We start from the raw sequence: 14,585 nt of genomic DNA, 5'->3' as shown, positions 1-14,585 counted from the left end.
GGGCGACGCTGTCAGCCGAAACGGCGCTGGAACTTGGCTTCGGGGTCCCACTCGTTCAGACCCGGGCAACCGAACGCGGGCGCGAGCACGTAGTGGTCGTAGGTCTCCACCAGCCGATCCCGCAGCAGCGTGTGATGGCGCCGGAGCTCGTCCACGTGCTTCTCGCTGTCGACCAGATTGGTCATTTCGTACGGGTCTTCCTCGAGGTCGAAGAACTGCCAAGGCCTTCCGCCATGGGCGTCCCCAAGCACCGTGTACTTGTAGCGACTGGTCCGGAAGCCGCGCCACGTCTCTTCATGGAACGGCATCCCCGGCCGCATCTCCGCGACGAACTCGAGCAGCACGCCCTCGCGGTCGAGCCCGGTCTCGTCACCGCGGGCAAGCGGCGACAGGTCCAGCCCGGGCTTCGGATCACGCGGTACGACGCCGGCCAGTCCGAGCAGGGTCGGGAACAGGTCCTCCGTACTGACCGGATCTGCCACCACCGTCGACGCGATGCCCGCACCGGACAGGATCAGCGGGATCCCGAGCGATTCCTCCCACGGACGCTGCTTCGCCAGCAGGCCGTGGCAGCCGAGCAGCTCACCGTGGTCCGCGGTCAGCCCGATCACGGTGTTCTCCAGCTGACCAGTCTCACGCAGCGCACTCACCAGGCGTCCGACGTTGTCGTCGAGATTCTCGATCATCGCGTAGTACACCCGCAGGTCGTCGATCAGGTCCCGGCCGTGCGGTCCACGCTTGTTGTAGTCCTTGCCGGTGTCAACGTTCTCCCGCAGGATGATCTCGCGGTCCTTCCAGCGCTCGACGTACTCCGGTGGCGCGGTGAAGATCGGGTGCGGCGGCTCCACCGACAGCACAGTCGCCCACGGCTTGTCCGATGGCTTGTGCAGGTCGGAGATGGCGAGGTCGAACAGGCCGTCGGTCTGGAACCCGTCGATCTTGTGGGCCTGCGGATCGTCCTCGTTCCAGTAATAGGTGTCCCACGGGTCGTTGCAGATGTCGAAGCCTGCGAACCGCTGGAACCGGCCCTGGTACGGCCGCGGCACCTGCGTCCGCGACGTCTTCACCACGGTGTGACCCGGGTAGTGGCCGAAGTTCCCGTACAGATGCCACTTCCCGTAGAGCGCGGTCCGGTAGCCGGCCCCGTTCAGCTCGTCGGCCAGCGTGCGTTCGGCCGGCGACATCCGCCACTCGATCGACGGGATGAACCGGGTGTGCGCGTACTCCCCCGTCATCAGCGAGAACCGGTACGGGACACAGACCGGGTACGTCGAGCACGCGGCGTCGAAACGAGTCCCGGCGGCCGCCAGCGCGTCAATGTTCGGCGTGGCGACGTTCGGGTCGCCGTACGCGCCGAGGGCCTGGCGGCGCAACTGGTCGGCGACGATCAGGACGAGGTTCGGACGGGTGTCGGGTGACGTCACTTGAGTCCTCCTGCGGTGAGACCGCTGACGAATCGGCGTTGCAGTACGAGGAACAGCAGGACAACCGGGCCGAGCATGAAGATCGCCGCGGCGCTCGTCATCCCCCAGTCGGTCGAGTGCTGGTCCTGGAAGGCGAGGAAGCTGGTCGCCACCGGGCGCAGCTTCGGGTCGTGGATGAAGGTGATCGCCCAGAAGAACTCGTTCCAGGACCACAGCGCCACGATCAGCGCGACGGTCAGGAAGCCCGGCCAGGCCAGCGGCAGCACCACCCGGCGGGCGATCTGCAGGTCGGACGCGCCGTCCAGCCGGGCCGCCTCGGTGTAGTCCTTCGGGATCTTCAGCAGGAACGATCTCAGCAGCAAGGTGGCGAACGGCGCGTCCGTGGCCCAGTAGATGACGATGAGCCCGAACAGATTGTCGACCAGGTGCAACTGGGTCCAGAGGAAGAACAGCGGCACCAGGAACAGCTGCACCGGCAGCGCACTGCCGAGGAACAGGTACCCGACCACGATCCCGCTCCCCGGCACCTGCAGATGACTGAGCGCGTACGCCGCGAGGCCGGCGATCAGGCAGGTGCCGAGGACGGCGCCGAGACAGATGATCGCGCTGTTGCGCATGGTGGTGGCGAAGTCGCCGCGGGTCCACGCCTCGGTGAAGTTGTCCAGGCTGAGCGAGGTCGGCGGTGCCAGTGGATTGGTGCCGATCTCGGCGTTGTTCTTGAACGCGTTGAACACCACCGCGACCAGTGGGCCGATCGCGAACAGTGCCAGCACGATCAGTACGACGTACGCACCGGCTCCTCCGCCGGAGCCACGCCGGCGGGATCGCCTGGGGCCGGCGGGTGACGGGCCGGGTTCGCGGGTGGTGGTCGCCGGGTCGATGACGGTGGTGGTCACTCGTCCTCCCATCCCTTCTTGCGCAGGTACTGGTAGACGGCCAGGATCACGGCGGTGATGGCGGTCATCGACAGTCCGAGTGCGGCGGCGTACCCGGCGGAGTACTCGTTGAAGGCCTGCTTGTACATCAGCGTCGAGACCACTTCGCTGGACCCGGCCGGACCGCCCTGGGTCATGATGAAGATGTAGTCGAACGCCTTGAGCGTCCAGATCACCGTCATCAGGATCACGAAGATCATCGTCGGGCGGATGCCGGGCAGCGTGACCGAGAGGAACTGCTGCCACTTGCCGGCGCCGTCCACACTGGCCGCGTCGTACAACTGCGGGTCGATGCCCTGCATCGCGGCCAGGAAGATCACCGCGAGGAAACCCCAGAAGTGCCAGTCGACGACGAAGTTCACACTGACCAGCGACGTCGCGGTGTCACCGAGCCACGAATGATCGATCCCGAACTGGTGGCCGATCCCACTCGTTGGCGACAGCAACATCTTCCAGACCGCTGCGTTGACCACGCTGGCCACGACGTACGGAATGAAGTAGAGCGCACGGAACAGGACCTGGAGGCGACGGACCTGGCTGAGCAGGTAGGCGCCCAGCAGACCCATTGCCATCGGCACCGAACCGAACAGCACGAACCAGATCACGTTGTGCAGCAGGGCCTGATGGACATCGGGGTCGGTGAACGCCTTGGTGTAGTTCTCCAGGCCGATGAACTCGGCCGGCCCGAGCCCGGACCAGTCGGTGAGCGAGTAGTACACCGTCGCGATCGACGGACCGAGCACCACCACCAGGTTGAGCAGCAGCAGCGGTGCCAGGAAGGCCCAGCCGATCACCGCCGACCGGCGCCGCGCACGAGCGGCGCCGGGCGCCCGTACGGCGGTGCCGGCGACGGCGGTCGTCATTTGGCCGGGCCCTGGGCGGGCAGGGCGGGGATGGTGCCGTCGGCCTTCTCCTTGGTGAAGAGCCGGTCGAGTTCATTGCAGTAGTCGGCCGCCTTGATCTTCTTGGTCAGCACCTGCTCGAGCCCCTCGTAGACGTACACGTCCGTCTTCGGCGGCCACCAGGTCCACGTGACGTACCCGTAGTCACCCGTCGAGACCGCCTTGTTCAGCGAGGTCAGCACGCGGGCCGAGCGAGGGTCGATCTTCTTCGGGATGTCGGCGTCGGCGAAGTCGATCGGGATGTTGTACGTCGCCGGTACGTCGGCCATCCGCTTCAGGGCCGCGCCGCGGTCACCGTAGTACCAGTTCATGAACGTGGCGGCGGCGTCCTTGTTCTTGCTGGCCTCGTTGATCCCGAGCGACCCGCCGATGCCCAGTTCGAACAACGGGTACTTGACCTCGGACCGCAGCGCCGGGATCGGCATCCAGTCCCACTCGTTGTCGTTCTTCGCCTTGGCACCGAAGTACTGGCCGACCTGGCTCATGAACCAGCCGCCCTGCGGGATCATCGCGACCTTGCCCTTGCCGAAGTTCGCACCGATCTCCTGCGAGGGAACGGCGAAGTACTTGTCGACGCCGCCGGCCAGCCAGCCCTTGTCGAAGTAGCTCTGCACGAGTTCGACCGCCTCGACGAAGACCGGGTCGGTGAACTTGATGTCGCCGGACAGTGCCTGGTGCAAGGCGTCCGGACCCGAGTAGTGGTTCCAGAACACCGTCATCAGCCACTCGCCCGCGGCCTTCCAGTCCACGTTCGACGAGCCGAAGGCGGTGATGCCTTGACCATGCGCCTCGGCCGCCAGTGCCTCGAGTTCGTCGCGGTTCGTGGGCTGCTTCCAGCCCTTCGACGCGAACAGCGTCTTGTTGAAGTAGAGCATCATCGTGTCCACCCGCATGGGCAGCGCGAACAGCTTGTCGTCGGTCGTGAACGCGTTCATCGCCCAGGCCGACAGCTTGTCCTTCCAGCCGTACTTGTCCGCGTACGGCGTGAGGTCCGCGAGCGCATGCGCCTTGCTCCAGGCCAGGGTCTGGGTGGCCGACGGGCCGCGGACCACATCAGGCCCGGACCTGGCCTGCAGCGCGGTCTGCACGAGCCGGCGCAGGTCGTCACCCTTGTAGTAGGTCGTGTTCAGATCGACCGACGGGTTGGCCTTCTCGAACAGGGCGGCGACCTGCTCGTTGAAGTACTTCTGGTTCGCGTCGCCCTGGATGTCGAGCCACAGGTCGACCTTGCCGCTGCCCGAGCCGGCCCCACTGTCGTCGCTGCCTCCACAAGCGGTGAGGACACCGGGCGCGGCGATGGCAGCCGCGCTCAGGCTCGCACCGGTCAGGAAGCGGCGGCGGCTGAACGAACGTGCGGTCATGATTCCTCCTCGCGGGAGATGGGGGTGATGCGGACTTGCTGAGTCGCTGTCCGGCCTTCGGTGACCACCAGCGCGACGCCGCCGCAGTCGTACGTGGGGTCGGTGAGGTCGAACAGAGCCTCGCCGTCGACGGCGGCGACGAGGCGGTCGCCGTCCGCTGTCAGGGCGAGCTGATAGGTGTGGCCGTACTCCCAGTCGTACGCGCGGCTGGCGAGCACGGTGTGGTGCCGGACGAGGCGGACCGTGTTCCGGTCGGCCAGTTCGAGCGCGTAGTACCGCTGCAGCCCCTGGACCCGAGCCGCGATGCCGGCTGACGCCGCCAAGTGTGGAGTCACGTCAGCGGTGACGGTGTAGTTCTGCCAGTCCCGTGATCCCTGGCTGAGCAGGCCGGTGCCCCGGTTCTGCACGATGCGGAAAGGCTCCGGCCAGTGAGGGTCCCAGCGGTCGACCGCGCAGACCCACGCCCGGCGCCAGACTGTCCCGCCTTCCGGCCGTGTCAGGGTGAGATCGGGCGCACCCTCCCAGGTCAGGCGGTCCAACCGCACGGTGCCCGAGGAAGACAGACCGACAGCTGCGACCGGCCTGCCTCCGAGGTCCGGAACGGTGTAGGCCAGCTCCGCCGACGCACCGGCCGACACCACGGTGGCGGGGCCGGACACAGTGCTCAGCTCGTCGTTCTCGTCGTACGCCGTGATCGTCAGCGCGACCTCGGCGTCGTCCGTCGCGTCGACGTGGGCGGTGACGGTCTGCCCGGTGTAGAGAGTGGGACTCGCGAGCAGGCCGTAGATCGGCATGTCCAGAGCCTCGGGTGGGATGAAGGTGGGTGTGCTGACCGTCGTTCCACCCGGCACTGTCAGCCGGGCGTCCTGGTTCACGATCTGGCCGTTGCCTTCAGCAACGGTGAAGCCTTGGACCGAGCCGGGGAAGGTGAAATGGAAGCGGGCGCCGTCCTTCGGGACCACCGGTTGCTCGCCGGCCCAGGTCCGGCCGTGTCCGGCGAGGGTCAACGCCTCGCGCGCCGCGTCGGTGATGCAGGATCCGCCGTCGGCGGCCGGCAGGTAGAGCCGGTCGGCGATCGGACCGCGCCAGTCGCGTCGGGCGTCGAGTCCGGCCAATCCAGCTCGGACGCCACAGATCGCGCCGACGTTGCCGGCGTTGGAGTCGGTGTCCCAGCCGGATGTGTTGACCACCGTCATCGCCTGGGCGAACTCGCCGCCACTGTGCGCGAGGGCGTTGATGATCGTCGCGTGGTTCGGGATGACGTGACAGTTGCCGCCGTACAGGTGATAGCCGTACCGCTCCTCGATCCGTTCCCGGGTCGCCTTCCAGTCACCGCCGGCCGTCCACTCGCGCACGTCGGCCACGACGCGGTAGATCAGGCTGTCCTTCGGAATCAGCGTGACGGCGGTGTCGAGCAAGCGATCCATGTCCGGCTCCACGAACGACTGTGCGACCAGGGCCGCGACCACCCGCGCGGCATGGATCGCCTCGCCGTCGTGGCTGACTCTTGCCGCTCGCTCGGCCAGGTCGGCCGCGGCCTGCGGATCGCCCGGCCGCGTCATCGCAAAACCTTCGACGAAGATCTGCGCACCGACCTGCTCGGCCACCACCTGACCGTTGCGCGCCATCGCACCGCTCTCCGGCGGAAGGATGCCGGCCTTCATCCGCAGGTACGCCGTGTGCTCGGTCGAGTTGCCGAGCCCGCCCCACCACAGCACCGTCTGTTCCTCGACGATCTGGTCGAGCCAGGTCCGGCCGACCTGCTCGGAGGTCGGCTCGATGCCGTGGTCGCGCAGCGCCCGCGGGAACACCAGCGTCCCGCTGATGTCGTCGTCGGTGACCACCAGCAGGTGGTTCTTCAGCGGCAGATCCGCACGGTCGTTGACGTAGTAGGTGATGTCGCCGAGTTCGTCGACGATCCGCTGGTACCGCCAGCCCTCGAACGGCCGGCCCAGGTAGACGGCGATCACCTTGCCGAGCACACCGGCGTACACCCGGTCTTCGTAGTCAGCCGGAATCATCAGAACGGCACTCCCGCGGTCAGGATCACATTGGCGTACGGCGTGGTCTCGCCGGTGCGGACGACAGCCCGCGAGGTCCGGCAGACGACTTTGAAGTCTTCGTGGCTGGTCCGCTTCAGCGGGACCGAGCCGAGGTGTTCGTCGAGGCCTCGCAACAACCGCGAGTCCGTCAGCTCCTGGGCTATGAGCGCCTGCTCGACCACCAGTTCGGCGGTGAGTGCGGCCAGCACCGGCAGCAGCGCGGGCTCGTCGCGGGCCCAGACCAGGTCGATCGTCTCGACCTCCGGTGGCACCGGCAGCCCGGGATCGGCGAGCACGATCGTCTCGGTATGTCGCAGACCGGCCACCACCGCGGCCAGCCGCGGGTGCCACAGTCCTGATCGACGCATCTCAGTCCTCCGTTTCGGGTGCGTCTCCGCCCGTCGGGTCGATGCAGCCGCACGACCCGCGACGGACCAGCTGCACCGGCAGAACCTCGGTCCTCGCCTCGTCCGCGTCGACCTCGCCCGGGCCGAGTTGCTGCACGAGGTGGCTCACCGCCGCCCGCGCCAGCAGGCGGAACGGCTGCTGGACCGTGGTCAGGCCCGGCGTCGAGTACATGGCCGCGGCCACACCGTCGAACGACGCGATCGCGAGCTCGTCCGGACAGACCAGGCCGAGTTCGGCGACGGCACGCAGTACACCCATCGCCTGCTCGTCGCTGGCCACGAAGATCGCGTCCGGCCGCTCGTCCGCGGCGAGCATCGTGCGGGCGGCGCTGTACCCGGCCTGCCGGCCGAACGGCGCATGCCACAGCGTCATCGCATCCGGCTGTATGCCGCCGTCCGCCAGCGCCGAACGCCAGCCGGCGACCCGGTCCATCGCGGGCATCACGTCCTGCGGGCCGGCCAGGCAGGCGATCCGCCGCCGGCCGTGTTCGAGCAGATGCCGGGTCGCGGCGTACGCACCGCCGTGGTTGTCGACGAGCACCGCCGGCGCGATCCCTTCCACCGCACGGTCGAGCGTGACCCACGGCGTCTTCGCGCGCTGCAGATCCTCCAGGCAACCCAGCGGACCGTGCGCCGGAACCAGGAACAACCCGTCGACCTGACGAGCCAGGAAGGTCTGCACGTACGTCGTCTGCCGGTCGTCGTCCTCGGACGAGTTGCCGATCAGCAACGTGTATCCCTCGGCGAACGACTCCTCCTCGATCGCGCGGGCGAGTTCGGCGAAGTAGGGGTTGGCGTTGTCCGGGACGACCAGGCCGAGCGTCATCGTCCGGGCCATCCGCAGTGAGCGGGCGATCCCGTTCGGCCGGTAGCCGAGCTGCTCGATCGCGGCCAGCACCCGCTGCCGCGTCTCCTCCGCGACCCCACGAGGTCCGCCGTTGAGCACGTAGCTCACGACCGAGGGCGACGTCCCCGCCAACCGGGCCACGTCCGAGCGCCGCACCGTCACCGCGCCTCCGATCAACACGAGTTGCGTGGATGGAGCCGCCAGCATGTCGCGCCGGTCACATCGCGAGCAACACGTGTTGATCCGTCGTGACCCAACCGTGATGAAGGCGGTCTGTCAGCGGCTGCTGTGCGTCGGAGCCGGGTCGAGCGGCGGGTACGGCGAGTCCGCGAGGCCGAGGTTCCGCCAGACGAAGCGCGGGACGCGGGCCAGGAAGCCGCGGAGGAAGGCGGAGCTGTGGGCGATGGCCCCATGGCTGTGGGTGCCTGGCGCGAACCAGGCCCAATCGTCGGTGATCCGGAACGACGCCGGTGGGTTGGCCATCAGGTATTCCATCTGGCGGGGGTGGATGACGTCGTACGCGAACTTGGTGTCCTGGGCGATGACCGCGAACTGGTTGTTGAAGTCTTCGCTCTCGAAGCTGATGCCGCGGCCGAAGCCCCGCCGGGCGACCTGGATCCACGGCATCCGGGCCGGCAACTGGAAGCCGAGGATCGGTTCGCTGTGGTTCTCGACCACGGTCCGGGTATGGGTCCGGCCCTCGCTGTCGGTGGACGTCTCGGTACGGGTGGTCTTCCAGTGGTGTGTGAACGCGACGAACGGCGGACCGTCGCCGTCACGGCCGCGGATCACCTCGCTGGTGCTGTGATCGTGGCCGGAGCGATTCACCGGAGTGACCTGCAGCAGGCTGTCGTCGACGCCGATCCAGTACCACTCCGGGTGGTGGTAGAAGGTCAGCCGCGGTGGCTGTTCCGGCTGGATCCACTGGTCCAGTGGGGTGGCATCGATCGTCGCGGCGACGGTGGCGAGTTGCTCCAGCCAGGGACCGAGCAGCTCGACGTCCTTGCGCGGCGGATCCAGGACAACCAATTGGTCGGCGTCGATGCTGAGGTTCACGCCCGGCCGGCCCGCGGCCAGCGCGGTCAGCCGCTCACACAGCTGCGGCGTCATCACCGCTGCCGCGAACGCCGGATCCAGTGCACCGACCTGCCAGCCCTGCCCGAGGTGCGCCGGCGTCTGCATGACGGTTGCTTCGACGCCGGACCGTGGCTGCGTCTGACCTCCGGTGATCCACAACTCCGGCAGCCGGCGGGACAGCGTGACCATCCCGACCCAGCCCGACCAGTACTCCGTGTCGTACTCGATGACCTGGAACGCCCGGCCGGAGCTTGTCTGGCCGGTGATCTGATCGTCCGGCTTGCGCCGGAAGCCCATCCCGAACGGCGGATTGCCGAGCCGGCCCACGGCATCGAACGCCGGACTGTTCACGAACGTCCAGCCGCGACTCCGCAACGACTTGATGTACTGCTGCCGCCGTACGAGCGCGACGATTGCCCAGATGATGCCGGCCGCACCGACGATCACGACGGACAGCAAGAAGACCCCTGACCCCGCCACGTCCACCTCCTTCAGCCCAGAACCCAACCACACGGCCGGGTCCAGCCGCAGGACCGTCTGACGCATCAGCCGCCCGAACCGCTCCGTCAGAGCCGGCTCAGTTCGGCAGGGTGGCCTGGACCTGCCAGCCGCCGCAGGAGGTTGGGCCGGCGAGCAGGTGGCCGTCGAGGTCCTGCACGCGTTCCCGGAGACCGACGAGGCCGTGGCCGGTGCCGGACAGTCCTGGTGGTTCCTGGGTCGAGTGGTCGTTCTCGACGGACACGGTCAGAGCCCGATCCGAGCCGTTGACCAGGACTCGTACGGCGGCACCAGGCGCGTGGCGCAGTGCGTTCGTCAGACTCTCCTGTACGACGCGGAACGCGATATGCGCGGTGGGAGCGGCCAACCCGTCGTACTCCCCCTCGAACCGGCAGGACACGTCGAGTCCTCCGTGCGCGGCCCGGGTCACGACCTCCTCGATCAGTGACAGATCCGGTCCGGACACCTCGGTGCCGCCGAGCAAATCAACGAGCCGCCGCAGGTCGTCGCGTCCCTGCCGTGCCGACTCGGCGATCGCGGCGAAGACCTCCTTGGCCCGGACCGGGTCGTGGTCGAGCAGCCGCTGACCGGCCGCGGCCTGGATGACCATGACGCTGATCGCGTGCCCGACGATGTCGTGCAGCTCCGAGGCGATCCGCGCACGCTCGTGGCGCAGCGCGAGTTCGGCGTACAGCTCCCGCTCCTCCTCGAGCTCGCGGCCGCGCTCGGCGAGCCGATCCGCGGTCTCCCGGCGCAGCCGCAGGACGGTGCCGGCGAGGAACCCTGGCGCGCTGAACATCACCAAGGCGGTCCCACTGGTGTCGCCGAGCACCAGCCACAAGACGAACAGGTACGCCGCCAGCCCCAGCGCCGCCACTGACGCCGCCCGGCCGGACCAGCCCAACGCAGTCACTGCCGTCAGCAACGCCAGGACCGCGAACGAAGGATCAGGGAACCAGCCGTAGTCGCCGAGTACGGCAGTCAGCAGGTAGACCAGGCCACCAACGACGGCGACCGCACGGGGGTGAGTCCGCCACCACACCAGCGCGAGTCCGCCCACCACCAGAAGGGCAGTGAACACGTTCCCCAGGACGGTGGTCGGCCAGCCGTGGATCGCAGTCGGCACAACAACCACAGCGAGTACGAGGGCCACGACCGCCGCCTGCTCGAGCCTGCGCATGTTCACCTCCCGAGTCAGCCGAGGACGGGCAGCTGTGCCACCGCGCCGGCGCGGCCTCGGGCAACCTTGACCTCGACCGAGCCGCCGAGCAGTTTGGCGCGCTCCCGGGCGCGCACCGTCGCCGCCTTCAGCTCGCCGGGCTTGTCCACCAGCCCGCTCACACGGATCACGAGGGCGTCCGCCTCGAACCGCACCGCGACATCGATCGGAGAGTCCGCGTGGTCAGCCAGCGCCGCGACCAAGTGCTCGACGATGCGGTACGCCGACAGCTCGACCGTTGCCGGCAGCACCCTCGGATCCCCCGTCACGGTCAGCCGCGAGTACGCCGTACGCAGCCTGGCGAGGAGTGCGTCGAGGTGGGCAACCGTCGGGGCGGGCGCCAGCGCGACGTCGCCGCCGCGGAGCAGGCCGACGATCTCGCGCATGTCGTCCAGCGTCTGCCGGCTGACGGACTCGATCGACTCCAGCACCACCTTTGCCTGCGCCGGTTCGAGGCTGCTCGCGGACTCAGCAGCCGTCGTCAGGTCGGCCAGGCGCTCCTGGAGCAGTCCGTCGAGCTGCCGCGAGAGCCGGGCTCGATCGTCCGCGACGTGCAGCGCCGCCCGCTCGTCGCGCAACCGCCGCAACTCCCCCTCGCGGATCTCGAGTTCTTCGTTCAGGACTGCTCGGTGACGGGCGGCCCTGCCGATCCCGAAGACGATGAGGAGGACAGGCAGGCCGATGGCCACGGCGCCGGGACCGGTGGTTGCATCGACGATCAGCACGGCCACGGTCAGCAAGGCCGAGAGCGCGCAGACGATCCGGGCCGTCGTACGGTCCACCGCCAACGCACCGAGGAATGCCAGCACGAACGCGAGCGGAAGCCCGGCACCGCAACGCGTCACCCAGCCGAAGACGATGTCGTGCAGCGCCATCGCCACCAGCGAGACGGCGGTGACGACGACGAGGTTGCGCCGCCACCAGAGCACCGGAATCGTGGCGGCGGCGAACGCCGGAAGCATCCAGAACGAGTGAGAACTCACCGGATGGGCCATCGACCCCTCCGCGATGGACCTGGCGGCCTCGGCCTCGGTCAGATGGATGTTGAACCACATCAGCAGGGATCCGAGCGCGGTGAGGCCTCCCGCAAGGAGCCAGTCACGGCCCTTGATCCCGCGGAAGACCTCACTCATCGCCGATCCCCTCCCCCGTCGCAGACCCGCTCAGACGGCCGCACGCTCGGTGACCGGCGCCATCCCCGCGGACTGCTTCTCGACTCGATTCTGCACGAGCAGGCCGAGTCCGTAGAAGACCCCGGTGATCGGCAGTGCCAGCGCCAGGCCGCTGAGGATCGTGTCGATCGACGCGTCCCTGGCCAGCATCGCGACCTGCAGGACGACGATGCCGGCGAGGGCGATCACGTGATTCGTCCAGGCACCGGCGAACCGGGCCACGGCGTACGCGAGGGCGAACGCCAGCGGGAGTACGACGCCGCAGCGCGTGATCCAGCCGAACGCCAGGACATGCCCGATCGTGGCCAGCGCGGTGACGACCACCACCGCGACGATGTTGCGCCGGCGCCACAGGATCGGCAGCGTGACGAGGACGAAGGCAGGCAGCATCGCCCACGTCGTCGACGACTGCGCGTGCGGCAGGTCGTCCGAGACTGCCTCGATGTTCCCGTACATCAGCAACGCGCCGGCCACGGTCATCAGTACTGCGAGCACGTAGTCGAGGGGCCGGACCCCCTTGAAGATTCCGTTCATCGGTCTTTCCTTCCCTCCCGTGGGCCGGCCGGACCGACCCTGATGACCGTGACGTTAGGAGGCGGGCCACGTCGCCCACGTCTGCCGCGAGGACGATTGTTCGCGGGCGAGGTCCTCCGCAGGGATGACCCGGCAGGGCACAATCGCGGTGTGTCCGACAAGATCCGCGTCCTCGTCGCCGACGACCAGACGCTCGTCCGCACCGGCTTCCGGGTCATCCTGGAGGCCGAGGGAGACATCGAGGTCGTCGCCGAGGCCGACACCGGCACCGAGGCGATCCGGCAGGCCGAACTGGTCCGGCCCGACGTGATCCTGATGGACATCCGGATGCCCGAGCTCGACGGGCTGTCCGCGACCGAGCAGATCCGCCGGCGTCCCGACCCGCCCACGATCGTCGTGCTCACCACGTTCGACCAGAACGAGTACGTCTACCGAGCCCTACGCGCCGGTGCGGCCGGGTTCCTGCTCAAGGACTCCCCGTCGAGCCGGCTGGTCGCGGCCGTGCGTGCCGCCGCGACAGGTGACTCGCTGATCGAGCCGTCGATCACCCAACGACTGGTCGAGCGCTTCGTCGAACCGGTCGAGCCGGACGGGCTTCCCGAGCGACTCGCCGCCCTGACGGACCGCGAACTCGACGTACTGCGGCTGATCGCGCGTGGACTGTCCAACGCGGAGATCGCCGCCGAACTGGTGGTGGCCGAGACGACGGTGAAGACCCACGTCGCCCGGCTCCTCACCAAGCTGGGCATCCGCGACCGCGTCCAGGCCGTCGTCGTCGCCTACGAAACCGGCTTCGTCACTCGCAACCCCGACAGCTAGGCCAGCAGTCAGTCTGGGGCCGGTGGAGTTTTTACGTCAAGACCTCGGAATTAATCTGCGGGGATTAATTCCGAGGTCTTGACAGAAAACGTGGACACGGCCCAGAGTCCTCCCCATGGCCAAGGACACCGCCGGACCGTTGCGCCTGCTCCGGGAGACCCACGAGGATCGGGTGCTGACGGTGTTGCGCACGCAGGGCGCGATGACCCGCGCCCAGCTGGCGGAGCGAACCGGCCTGTCCCGGGCGACACTGTCGTCGATCGTCCAGGAGCTGCTGGCGGCCGACGCACTGACCGAGACCGCGATCGATGACACCACCAGTCGCGGCCGCGGGCGCCCGGTTACGCAGCTGACACTGAATGCCTCCGGCGGGCTCGCGCTCGGCATGGACCTCGGTCATCGCTTCATCCAGGTGACGATCGCGAACGTCGCGCACGAGGTCGTCGGCTCTGCCGGCACCGACTGTTCCGAACGCACGCCGTGGTCCAAGCGGCTCGAACTCGCACTCGACCTGGCCGACACGCTTGCCTCCGACAACGGAATCTCGCTGTCCGCCCTCGCCGGTGTCGGCGTCGGGGTGGTCGGTCCGGTGTCCGAGACCGGCGGACACCGGCAGCCGAGCCGAGCCACCCGCATCCATCTCGTCCGCGACGGCCTGACCGAACGCTTCGGTGTACCTGTGTACGTCGACAACAACACCCGGCTGGCCGCGCTCGGCGAGGCGATCTGGGGCGCCGGCGCAGGTCTGCAGAACGTCCTGTATCTGCGGCTCTCGTACGGCGTCGGCGGCGGCTTGGTCCTCGGCGGCCATCTGTTCTCCGGCGCCGGCGGCGCGGCCGGCGAACTCGGCCACATCACCGTCGATCCCCGGGGTCCGAAGTGCGTGTGCGGCGGTCGAGGCTGCCTCGAGCGCTACGTCTCACTCGCCGCGATTCTCGAGGAGTGCGGCGTACGCCGTTTCGACGAGGTACTGCGCCGGTTGGCCGACGGCGATCGCGCAGTACGCACGGTGATCTCGACGGCCGGCACCAGGATCGGTGAGGTCCTGGCGGCGGCGTGCAACACCGTCAACCCCGAGACAGTGGTCATCGGCGGCGAACTGGCCGCGGCTGGTGCGTCACTGCTCGACCCGATCCGTGATGCCGTCCGCAAGCACACCCACAACCAGGTACGGCATGGGCTGCAGATCGCTCCCGCCGCGCTAGGCCACGACGATGCGGCGCGCGGCGGTATCGCCCTCGTACTCCGGCGCTCCGCGCTTCTGGCCGGCTATCCGGCCGCCCCCGCCGATCCCGACGAGGCTGCGGCCACGCGGGACCGGATCCCCGACCTCGGCTGAGCCCTGCCC

The 14,585-nt window shown here is 68.5% G+C and carries 13 protein-coding genes; 2 read left to right on the top strand and 11 right to left on the bottom strand.

The window, feature by feature from the left end; all coding sequences use genetic code 11:
* Positions 1–11 precede the first annotated feature (11 nt).
* The 11 genes from E0H73_RS12610 to E0H73_RS12560 all read right to left on the bottom strand — a co-directional run bounded on the left by E0H73_RS12610 (position 12) and on the right by E0H73_RS12560 (position 12,418).
* The gene (locus E0H73_RS12610; protein ID WP_165555618.1) at positions 12–1,424 is read right to left on the bottom strand and encodes a sulfatase family protein; all 1,413 of its coding nucleotides are present in this window, start codon (positions 1,422–1,424) and stop codon (positions 12–14) included.
* Positions 1,421–2,320, bottom strand: coding sequence for a carbohydrate ABC transporter permease (locus tag E0H73_RS12605; RefSeq protein ID WP_202867344.1), 900 nt, complete (start codon positions 2,318–2,320; stop codon positions 1,421–1,423). Before E0H73_RS12605 ends, E0H73_RS12610 begins: the two co-directional genes overlap by 4 nt.
* Entirely contained in the window at positions 2,317–3,222 is a 906-nt protein-coding gene (locus E0H73_RS12600; protein ID WP_202867343.1) for a carbohydrate ABC transporter permease, read from the bottom strand. The genes E0H73_RS12605 and E0H73_RS12600 overlap by 4 nt, the downstream gene beginning before the upstream one ends.
* Positions 3,219–4,622 (bottom strand): ABC transporter substrate-binding protein, encoded by a 1,404-nt coding sequence (locus tag E0H73_RS12595; RefSeq protein WP_131354160.1) that lies wholly within the window; start codon positions 4,620–4,622, stop codon positions 3,219–3,221. The genes E0H73_RS12600 and E0H73_RS12595 overlap by 4 nt, the downstream gene beginning before the upstream one ends.
* Complete coding sequence (locus E0H73_RS12590; RefSeq protein WP_202867342.1) at positions 4,619–6,643, bottom strand: ADP-ribosylglycohydrolase family protein; 2,025 nt, start codon at positions 6,641–6,643, stop codon at positions 4,619–4,621. The genes E0H73_RS12595 and E0H73_RS12590 overlap by 4 nt, the downstream gene beginning before the upstream one ends.
* The gene (gene rbsD / locus E0H73_RS12585) at positions 6,643–7,032 is read right to left on the bottom strand and encodes a D-ribose pyranase (RefSeq protein WP_131354158.1); all 390 of its coding nucleotides are present in this window, start codon (positions 7,030–7,032) and stop codon (positions 6,643–6,645) included. Before rbsD ends, E0H73_RS12590 begins: the two co-directional genes overlap by 1 nt.
* Position 7,033: 1 nt before the next feature.
* Positions 7,034–8,080: a LacI family DNA-binding transcriptional regulator gene (locus tag E0H73_RS12580; protein ID WP_202867341.1), complete on the bottom strand. Its 1,047-nt coding sequence runs from the start codon at positions 8,078–8,080 to the stop codon at positions 7,034–7,036.
* Between the two features lie 114 nt (positions 8,081–8,194).
* Positions 8,195–9,475 (bottom strand): hypothetical protein, encoded by a 1,281-nt coding sequence (locus E0H73_RS12575; protein WP_238163966.1) that lies wholly within the window; start codon positions 9,473–9,475, stop codon positions 8,195–8,197.
* 97 nt (positions 9,476–9,572) lie between these two features.
* Positions 9,573–10,673 carry a sensor histidine kinase gene (locus E0H73_RS12570; RefSeq protein WP_131354154.1) on the bottom strand — a complete coding sequence of 367 codons (1,101 nt, stop codon included), beginning with the start codon at positions 10,671–10,673 and terminating at the stop codon, positions 9,573–9,575.
* A 14-nt stretch (positions 10,674–10,687) separates the two neighbouring features.
* Positions 10,688–11,845, bottom strand: coding sequence for a sensor histidine kinase (locus E0H73_RS12565; protein WP_131354152.1), 1,158 nt, complete (start codon positions 11,843–11,845; stop codon positions 10,688–10,690).
* A gap of 30 nt (positions 11,846–11,875) precedes the next feature.
* Positions 11,876–12,418, bottom strand: a complete 543-nt coding sequence (locus tag E0H73_RS12560; RefSeq protein ID WP_131354150.1) for a hypothetical protein — start codon at positions 12,416–12,418, stop codon at positions 11,876–11,878.
* A gap of 150 nt (positions 12,419–12,568) precedes the next feature.
* Here E0H73_RS12560 and E0H73_RS12555 point away from each other — a divergent pair, with 150 nt between their 5' ends.
* Together E0H73_RS12555 and E0H73_RS12550 are read left to right on the top strand one after the other, a co-directional pair.
* Positions 12,569–13,237 (top strand): response regulator, encoded by a 669-nt coding sequence (locus tag E0H73_RS12555; RefSeq protein WP_238163965.1) that lies wholly within the window; start codon positions 12,569–12,571, stop codon positions 13,235–13,237.
* Positions 13,238–13,352: 115 nt separating this feature from the next.
* A complete protein-coding gene (locus E0H73_RS12550) occupies positions 13,353–14,576 on the top strand; it encodes an ROK family protein (protein WP_131354145.1) in 1,224 nt (407 codons plus the stop codon).
* The last annotated feature ends 9 nt before the right edge of the window (positions 14,577–14,585 follow it).

The sequence above is a fragment of the Kribbella pittospori genome (assembly GCF_004331465.1).
Classification (GTDB): domain Bacteria; phylum Actinomycetota; class Actinomycetes; order Propionibacteriales; family Kribbellaceae; genus Kribbella; species Kribbella pittospori.
The sequence above is the reverse complement of the archived record's forward strand: the minus strand, read 5'-3'. Positions and strand labels throughout refer to the sequence as shown.

Excerpts from the sequence above, each read along its gene's own strand:
- E0H73_RS12600 (WP_202867343.1), bottom strand. The coding sequence starts at position 3,222 with ATGACGACCGCCGTCGCCGGCACCGCCGTACGGGCGCCCGGCGCCGCT.
- E0H73_RS12595 (WP_131354160.1), bottom strand. The coding sequence starts at position 4,622 with ATGACCGCACGTTCGTTCAGCCGCCGCCGCTTCCTGACCGGTGCGAGC.
- E0H73_RS12590 (WP_202867342.1), bottom strand. The coding sequence starts at position 6,643 with ATGATTCCGGCTGACTACGAAGACCGGGTGTACGCCGGTGTGCTCGGC.
- rbsD (WP_131354158.1), bottom strand. The coding sequence starts at position 7,032 with ATGCGTCGATCAGGACTGTGGCACCCGCGGCTGGCCGCGGTGGTGGCC.
- E0H73_RS12570 (WP_131354154.1), bottom strand. The coding sequence starts at position 10,673 with ATGCGCAGGCTCGAGCAGGCGGCGGTCGTGGCCCTCGTACTCGCTGTG.
- E0H73_RS12565 (WP_131354152.1), bottom strand. The coding sequence starts at position 11,845 with ATGAGTGAGGTCTTCCGCGGGATCAAGGGCCGTGACTGGCTCCTTGCG.
- E0H73_RS12560 (WP_131354150.1), bottom strand. The coding sequence starts at position 12,418 with ATGAACGGAATCTTCAAGGGGGTCCGGCCCCTCGACTACGTGCTCGCA.
- E0H73_RS12550 (WP_131354145.1), top strand. The coding sequence starts at position 13,353 with ATGGCCAAGGACACCGCCGGACCGTTGCGCCTGCTCCGGGAGACCCAC.